The 6,765-nt window shown below is 73.8% G+C and carries 4 protein-coding genes and 1 pseudogene; all 5 read right to left on the bottom strand.

Annotated features, from left to right (window positions below; all coding sequences use genetic code 11):
• Positions 1-427 (bottom strand): annotated as a pseudogene (locus IH45_RS0129240) (Rne/Rng family ribonuclease); the annotation flags it as partial.
• Positions 428-675: 248 nt separating this feature from the next.
• Complete coding sequence (locus tag IH45_RS0129235) at positions 676-1,419, bottom strand: TIGR03936 family radical SAM-associated protein (RefSeq protein WP_030675022.1); 744 nt, start codon at positions 1,417-1,419, stop codon at positions 676-678.
• 115 nt (positions 1,420-1,534) lie between these two features.
• Complete coding sequence (locus IH45_RS0129230; protein WP_234440717.1) at positions 1,535-2,767, bottom strand: hypothetical protein; 1,233 nt, start codon at positions 2,765-2,767, stop codon at positions 1,535-1,537.
• 105 nt (positions 2,768-2,872) lie between these two features.
• Positions 2,873-4,798 carry a TIGR03960 family B12-binding radical SAM protein gene (locus IH45_RS0129225; protein WP_030675015.1) on the bottom strand — a complete coding sequence of 642 codons (1,926 nt, stop codon included), beginning with the start codon at positions 4,796-4,798 and terminating at the stop codon, positions 2,873-2,875.
• Between the two features lie 166 nt (positions 4,799-4,964).
• Complete coding sequence (locus IH45_RS0129220; RefSeq protein ID WP_030675012.1) at positions 4,965-6,731, bottom strand: CYTH and CHAD domain-containing protein; 1,767 nt, start codon at positions 6,729-6,731, stop codon at positions 4,965-4,967.
• Positions 6,732-6,765 lie beyond the last annotated feature (34 nt).

The raw sequence follows: 6,765 nt of genomic DNA, 5'->3' as shown, positions 1-6,765 counted from the left end.
GGGTGGCGCGGCGGCGGGGCCGGGCGCGCGGCGCCTCGTCCTCGGCGGCGGGCTGCTCCGGCTGCGCGGCCGGGGCCTCGGGCGCGCTCTCCGCGGCCTCGCTCACCTGCGGGGAGCCCGCGGGAGCGGTGGCCTTACGGGTGGCGCGGCGGCGCGTACGGGCGGGCTTGGCGTCGTCGCCGGAGACGACCGTCGAGGCGGCGCCCGTGTCGTCCTGTGCGGAGTTCGCGGCCGTGGCGGGCGCCTCGGCGCCGCCGTCGGCGGTCACCGGTGCCTCGGCGGGCGTGCTCGCCGCCGTGGGCGGGCCGGCCGGCCGGGATGCGGCGCGGCGCCGGCGGCGCGGCGGCAGCGTGTCGCTGGGGGTGCTGCCCTCGGAAAGCTGTTCCGCAGGGCCGCTGGATTCGTTGGGCTCAATGGGTTCGAGCATGCGGGCGGTTCTCCCGTCACGCTCCCGGGCGCCGCGCCTGGTTCCGGACGCGGCCCGCGTGATGTGCGCGGTGCCGCCCTCCGGGGCGCGGGCGCCGCACGGGAGCTGTCGTCTCGCTCGCCGGGCCCGTCTGCGGGACCGGCGAAAGTCTGCTGGTCAGTGCGTCTGCCGGACCGGGGTGGCTCCCTGGTTGATCGGCGACGCGACGACGGCGGTCCTGTGCAGGACCGTCCGGCGCCTCGCGGCACTCAGCCGGCGGCCGTTGTTCTGTCGGCCTCGGCAGCGTCGCGGTCGGGCGCGAGCGGGTCGGTCACCGCGCCGGTCTCCTCATCGAGCAGCCCCTGCGCCAGCCTGGTCACCGCAGCGGGGACCGGCGGCGCCAGGTCGGCCGTAGCTCGGAGGCCGGACAGGACGTCGTCGGGTCGTACGGCAGGTGTCGCATGCCGAACAACCAGCCGCAGTATCGCACAGGCATCGCCGCCCGGCCTATCGCCGTCCGCCGCCGCGGCTTCGAGCCGGGCCACTGCGGCCCGCGCGTCGAAGGTCCGCATGCCGTTCTTGGTACGGCGCTCGACCTGCACTTCTTCGGCGGCGAGGAAGGTCTCGACGGCGTGCGCGGCCTCGGCGGCCCCGACACCGTCGAGGCGCAGCTCCCACACCGACGCCTGGAGCCGGTCGGCGAGCCCGGACGTACGGGCCTCCACCGCGTCGGTGATGTCCAGGCCCGACGGCAGCGACTCGTCCAGCAGGGCGCGGAGCGTGTCCGGGTCGCGGCGCTCGGCGAGCTGGATCTCCAGGTACTCGGCCTCGCTGCCCGTACCGGTCGGTGCGGCGTTGGCGTACGACACCTTCGGGTGCGGGGTGAAGCCCGCCGAATACGCCATGGGGACCTCGGCGCGGCGCAGCGCCCGCTCGAAAGCGCGCTGGAAGTCGCGGTGGCTGGTGAACCGGAGGCGGCCGCGCTTGGTGTAGCGCAGTCGGATGCGCTGCACCGCCGGTGCGGGCGGCGGGCCTTCGGGCTGTCGCTTGCCCAGTGTTACTTCTCCTTGGTGTGAGGGCGCTACTGGACGTCACCCCCGCGGTGGCGGGGACGGTCCCGGATGACGCCTACCCAGCGTCGCCCAGTCCGGGCCCCCGCGTGGGCGGGGACACGTCGCGCCCGGACGTCTTACCTAGAGTACGTGCCGCCGGTACCGCCTGTTCCCGCCGGGGCTCGGGCACCGCGGCCGGCTCCGGCCGCTCCGGCACCCCGGCGCCCCCGAACAGCGCCCGCCGGATCTCGGCGCGGGTCTGCCGTACGGACTGCCGGGCGGCGCCCAGCGCACGGCGTACGGACCGGCCCGCCTCCCGTACGGCGTTGCGCACCGGGCGCCACAGCACGTCCCGTACGGCGTGGCCGACCGGGGTGAGGACGGCGCGGTAGACCCACCGGAACGGCTCGACGAAGATCCACCGCAGGAGTGTGCCGAGGAACCGGCCGACGGCCCGGGAGACGTGCCCCGCCACCCGCCAGGCGTGCCCGAAGGCGGCGCCGGTCTCGCGCGCCACAACCGTCACGGCGGCGCCGACCGCCCGGCCCACCGGGGCGAGGACGTACCGCCACACCGCGACGGCCGGGACGACGACCGTCCACCGTACGAGTGCGGCGACGGCGGCGCCGATGCCGCGGACCACCCAGGCGATGGCGTGCCCGACGGGCGTCAGCACGTGCCGGTAGCACCAGCGGGCGGGGAACACGACCAGGTGAAGGGCGAGCCAGGCGAGGCCCGCGCCCAGCCCCCGGAACATCCACCGGACACCATGTCCGACCGGCCTGAGCACCCGGCGGTGGACCCAAAGCGCCGGCACCACGATCAGGTGGTGGACCAGCCAGGCCACGGCCACGCCGACAGCCGTGCCGGCAGGCACCAGCACGTACCGCCACAACGCGACCCACGGCCAGTAGAAGAACGCTTTGCCCAGCCAGCCCAGCGCCGCGCCGAAGGCCCGCACCGTCCAGGCGATGCCGTGCCCGACCGGCGTCAGCATCCAGCGGTACACCCAGGCCAGCGGCGCGACGATCAGGACGCGCCCCAGCCAGGCGAGCCCACGGCCGACCGGACGCAGCAGCACCCGGTCCAGCGCCCGCGCCCCCGCGACCAGCAAGTCCCACACCATGCGCACCGGCACCACGAGCACCAGCACCACGATGCGCACCGGCATCCGGACCAGCCGCGTCAGGCACCCCTCCCCGGGCGCGTACCGCTCGGGCACCCGCTCCGGCACGGGCGCCCGGTGCCCCGCAGACGCCCGGCCCCCTTCATGCTCCTTGGACAGCGACGGCCCGGCCGTGGGCTCCATGCGGCTTCTTCCCCCTTGCGCCCGTTATGGGCACTGTCACGCACATGCGGCGGCCCGGCCGCCGCATCGCTGCGGGGACCGGGCCGGGGCACGTACCTGGAACGCTTACTTGACGACGGTCAGCGGCAGCAGCTTCTTGCCCGTGGGACCGATCTGAATCTCGGTGTCCATCTGAGGACACACCCCGCAGTCGAAGCAAGGAGTCCACCGGCAGTCCTCGACCTCGGTCTCGTCGAGGGCGTCCTGCCAGTCCTCCCAGAGCCAGTCCTTGTCCAGGCCGGAGTCGAGGTGGTCCCAGGGCAGGACCTCCTCGTAGGTGCGCTCGCGGGTGGTGTACCAGGCGACGTCCACGCCGTACTCGGGGAGCGTCTCCTCGGCGGCCTTCATCCAGCGGTCGTACGAGAAGTGCTCGCGCCAGCCGTCGAAGCGGCCGCCACCCTCGTAGACGGCGCGGATGACCGAGCCGACGCGGCGGTCGCCGCGGGAGAGCAGGCCCTCGACGATGCCGGGCTTGCCGTCGTGGTAGCGGAAGCCGATGGAGCGGCCGTACTTCTTGTCGCCGCGGATCTTGTCGCGCAGCTTCTCCAGGCGCGCGTCGGTCTCCTCGGCGGACAGCTGCGGCGCCCACTGGAACGGCGTGTGCGGCTTGGGCACGAAGCCGCCGATGGAGACCGTGCAGCGGATGTCGTTGGAGTTGGCCACCTGACGGCCCTTGGCGATCACGTTGACCGCCATGTCGCCGATCTGGAGCACGTCCTCGTCGGTCTCGGTGGGCAGGCCGCACATGAAGTACAGCTTGACCTGCCGCCAGCCGTTGCCGTAGGCGGTGGCGACCGTGCGGATCAGGTCCTCTTCCGAGACCATCTTGTTGATGACCTTGCGCATCCGCTCGCTGCCGCCCTCGGGCGCGAAGGTCAGTCCCGAGCGACGGCCGTTGCGCGTCAGCTCGTTGGCAAGATCGACGTTGAAGGCGTCGACGCGGGTCGACGGCAGCGACAGGCCGATCTTGTCTTCCTCGTACCGGTCGGCGAGGCCCTTGGCGATGTCGCCGATCTCGGTGTGGTCCGCGGAGGACAGCGACAGCAGGCCGACCTCCTCGAATCCCGTGGCCTTCAGGCCCTTGTCCACCATCTCGCCGATGCCGGTGATGCTTCGCTCCCGCACGGGGCGCGTGATCATGCCGGCCTGGCAGAAACGGCAGCCGCGGGTGCAGCCACGGAAGATCTCGACCGACATCCGTTCGTGGACGGTCTCGGCCAGGGGGACGAGGGGCTGCTTCGGGTAGGGCCACTCGTCCAGGTCCATGACGGTGTGCTTGGACACCCGCCACGGGACGCCGGAGCGGTTGGGCACGACGCGCGAGATGCGCCCGTCGGGCAGGTACTCCACGTCGTAGAACTTGGGGACGTACACGCTGCCGGTCTTCGCGAGCCGGAACAGCAGCTCGTCGCGCCCGCCCGGCCGGCCCTCGGCCTTCCAGGCGCGGATGATGTCGCTGATCTCCAGGACGGCCTGCTCGCCGTCGCCGACGACCGCGCAGTCCAGGAAGTCGGCGATCGGCTCCGGGTTGAAGGCCGCGTGGCCGCCCGCGAGGATCAGCGGGTGCTCGTCCGTACGGTCCTTGGCCTCGATCGGGATGCCCGAGAGGTCCAGGGCGGTGAGCAGGTTGGTGTAGCCCAGCTCGGTGGAGAAGGAGACGCCGAGTACGTCGAAGGCGCTCACCGGGCGGTGCGCGTCGACGGTGAACTGCGGTACGCCGTGCTCGCGCATCAGCGCTTCGAGGTCCGGCCACACGCTGTAGGTGCGCTCGGCCAGAATGCCCTCGCGCTCGTTGAGGACCTCGTAGAGGATCATGACGCCCTGGTTGGGCAGCCCGACCTCGTAGGCGTCCGGGTACATCAGCGACCAGCGCACATCGCAGGCGTCCCAGTCTTTGACGGTGGAGTTGAGCTCTCCACCGACGTACTGGATGGGCTTCTGGACATGCGGGAGAAGCGCTTCCAGGCGCGGGAAGACCGTCTCGACAGGCATCGCGGCGTCTTTCATGAGCTGGCAGGGGTGACCATCCAGCGTACCCCGGGAACGGGATCGCGTTGACGGGCCGTATCGGTGGTGAGCGGGCGGTCACGGGGCGGGTGCGGTGGGTCACGGGCGGGCGCCGCCCACGGCTCGCCGGACGAGCGGGCCGCGGGCCTGGTCAGGCGCCCAGTTTCCGCAGGAGCCCCGGCCTCGACGCCTTCCGCCAGACCTCGGGCAGCTCGCGCTCGCGGGCGACCGCCGCCGCTTCCTCGCGCCCGTACAGCAGCCCGAAGCTGAAGCCGCCCTCGCCCGCGCCGTGCGCCTGTACGGCAAGGTCGCGCAGCGCCTCCCGGGCCAGCACGCTGTCCTGGTGGTCGCCGAGCAGCTGCTGCACCCGCTTCATGCGCTTGGCGAACTTCTCCGCGGGGCGGCCCAGCTCCGGCCCGGCCGCCTCCGCCGCGTACCGCACGCGCTTGGCCGCCTTGCGGGCACTGTGCAGCGCCTCGTCACGGTCCGGCCCGGCCGGCGCCGACAGCGCGGCCGCCACCCGCCCGGCGAGCCGCCGGTAGTCCTTCAGCACGGCCTTCCCCATGGGGAGCGCCGGAGGGCGGGCCGCGGCCGGGCGCAGCGGCGGGTCCGCCAGGAGCGCGTGCAGGCGCTCCAGCAGCGCCAGGTGCCGCGCGCCGTCCAGGACCGCGAGCAGCGTCTGCCGCGAGCCGAGGCGGCGGCGCTGGGACCACAGGCGCAGCCGCGCGGCCACCGGGCCGAGCCGCAGCTCGCGCGACAGGCCCGCCAGCCCGGCGCGCAGCCGGTCCGCCAGCACCTCGCGGTCCCGGTCCACTCCCAACTCCCCTGCGAGCCACTTGAGTTCATCGCCGATCGGGTCGGTGACGGACCGGTCCAGCACCGCGCCGTACGAGCGGAAGGCACTGCGCAGGCGGCGGGTGGCGACGCGCATCTGGTGCACCGAGTCGGGCAGATCGCGCCGGACGGCCGGGTCCAGCTCGACGAGGGTGCGTACCTGCTCGCGGACGTACGCGAGGACGGCTTCACCGGCGGTGCGGGGGGTGGCGGGTGGGGGGCTGGGCTTCTTGGTCGCCTTGGTTGTCTCGGTTGTCTTGGCTGCCTTGGTCTTGCTGCGGGGCTTGTCGTTGGTCTTCTTGTCGGCCTTCTTGGGTGACTTGGTGTTCTTGGTGGCGGTCGTTTCCCCGGCGCCGGCCGTCTCGTTGCTGCCCGCCGCCCGGTTGCCGTCCGCCGTCTCGGCCAGCGCGCGGGCCAGCTTGGACGCGGAACCGGCCGGACGGATGCCCGCGGCCGCGAAGACCTCGTCCACCGCGTCCAGGAACCCGGCGTCGCCGTCCCCCACCAGCTCCACCTCGATCTCGCGCCAGCGGACCCCGGTGGTCACCCGGTCCGGCTGTGCCGGCCGCCGCTCCGCGTCCTCCGTCCCGTACGGACCCGCCCCGTCGTCCGTCCCGTCCTCCGCCCCGTACGGACTCGCCCCGTCGCCCAGCCGGTGCGCCACCACGTCGTCCACCGCCACCTCCGCGAGCGGCTCGCCGCCCGCGGTCTCCAGCACCCACAGCGTGCGCCGGGTCCGCAGGTGCACGACCGGCGCCAGGGGCGCGCCGCGCACCCGCGAGCGCACGAGGGCGGCGAGCTTGCGCGGCAGCCGGTCCGCCAGGGGCGTCCGCACCTCGTCCCGTACGCCGGGGGCCACCGGCAGCTTCAGGTGCCAGCCCGCGTCGCCGCCGCCGGTGCGCCGCCGCAGCGTGATGCCGTCGGCCGCGAGCCGCTGGTCCGGGGTGTCGTAGTAGGTGGCGGACAGGACGACGGTGCCCTGGTCCGCGAGGGCCGCGACCCCGGCGACGCCGGTCAGGTCGGGCAGTTCGGTGCTGTCGTCGGCCTCGTACTTCCGCTCGATTTCCCGCACGGTGTCCGCCATGGATCGAATCTAGCCGCGTGTGGGGCGCCGAGGC

This window comes from Streptomyces rimosus subsp. rimosus (assembly GCF_000720725.1).
GTDB classification, from domain to species: domain Bacteria; phylum Actinomycetota; class Actinomycetes; order Streptomycetales; family Streptomycetaceae; genus Streptomyces; species Streptomyces rimosus_A.
The sequence above is the reverse complement of the archived record's forward strand: the minus strand, read 5'-3'. Positions and strand labels throughout refer to the sequence as shown.

Excerpts from the sequence above, each read along its gene's own strand:
- IH45_RS0129230 (WP_234440717.1), bottom strand. The coding sequence starts at position 2,767 with ATGGAGCCCACGGCCGGGCCGTCGCTGTCCAAGGAGCATGAAGGGGGC.
- IH45_RS0129225 (WP_030675015.1), bottom strand. The coding sequence starts at position 4,798 with ATGCCTGTCGAGACGGTCTTCCCGCGCCTGGAAGCGCTTCTCCCGCAT.
- IH45_RS0129220 (WP_030675012.1), bottom strand. The coding sequence starts at position 6,731 with ATGGCGGACACCGTGCGGGAAATCGAGCGGAAGTACGAGGCCGACGAC.